1 protein-coding gene and 1 pseudogene are annotated in these 968 nt (G+C 53.9%); both read left to right on the forward strand.

What is annotated here, in order from left to right; translation table 11 throughout:
• Positions 1–135, forward strand: a pseudogene (locus AACT07_RS22320) (type VI secretion system tube protein Hcp); the annotation flags it as partial.
• Positions 136–462: 327 nt separating this feature from the next.
• Positions 463–968 (forward strand): type VI secretion system tip protein TssI/VgrG (tssI, locus tag AACT07_RS22325; protein WP_139123946.1); only part of this gene is annotated, 506 nt, incomplete at its 3' end.

Consider the following 968-nt stretch of genomic DNA (forward strand, 5'->3'; position numbering starts at 1 on the left):
CACTGCCAGGACCCGGCGAAGTCCGACTTCACCCAGCTGATCCAGGTCTCCATGGCCTATCGCAAGATCGATTGGGAGCACACCGTTGCCGGCACCTCTGGTGCTGATGACTGGCGCGCGCCCATCGAGGCATAAGCCTGACGTTCTGACTTCGTTATTCCCTGTATTAGGTTTCGTATCTTATGGCCGGCGTGCACCGGCCTTTTATCCCGTATTTCTCCGGGCGGTCTTGGGCTGCCGGAGCCTTTATGCTTTGCCATCCCTCTGTCCATCTAGTCGATGCTGTGTTGCTGAATGCAGAGGGATGGCAAAGCAATAAGGAGTGTTCTGTTATGCAGACACACACATCGTATTACCCGTCATGTTACTTATCTTTGGTGACCGCTTGTGTACCGGAGAGGGCGGTAGCGTGGTGTTTTGACAGGTTTCTGGCGCAGTTTCGAAAGGTGATAGGGAGATATCATGGCTAATCAGACCGGATTGCAATTCACCGTTAAGGTGGGCGCGCTGCCCGCCACCACGTTTGTTGTGGCAAGTTTTACGTTGCATGAGGCATTAAGCGATCCGTTCACCCTGTCATTGCAACTGGCGAGTAGTCAGCCGGATATCGATTTTGGTGCGGTACTGGATCAACCTTGTGAGTTGCTGGTGTGGTACAACGGCGAGTTGCAGCGGCGTGTGAACGGTGTGGTGAGTCAGTTCGAACAAGGCGACAGCGGTTTTCGCCGAACGCGCTACAGCATGGAAGTCAAACCTGCGCTGTGGCGATTGGGTCTGCGTCATAATGCCCGTATTTTTCAGGCCCAAAAGCCGGAAGAGATCATCGGCGCCCTGCTCCAAGAGCACGGCATCACCGACTACGCCTTTGCTCTCAAGAATACCCATATGCAACGTGAGTACTGCGTACAGTACCGGGAATCTGACCTTGAATTCATTAATCGCCTCGCCGCAGAAGAGGGGATGTTCTA

Origin of the sequence: Aeromonas sp. ANP5 (genome assembly GCF_963870295.1) — a bacterium.
GTDB classification, from domain to species: Bacteria; Pseudomonadota; Gammaproteobacteria; order Enterobacterales; family Aeromonadaceae; genus Aeromonas; species Aeromonas veronii.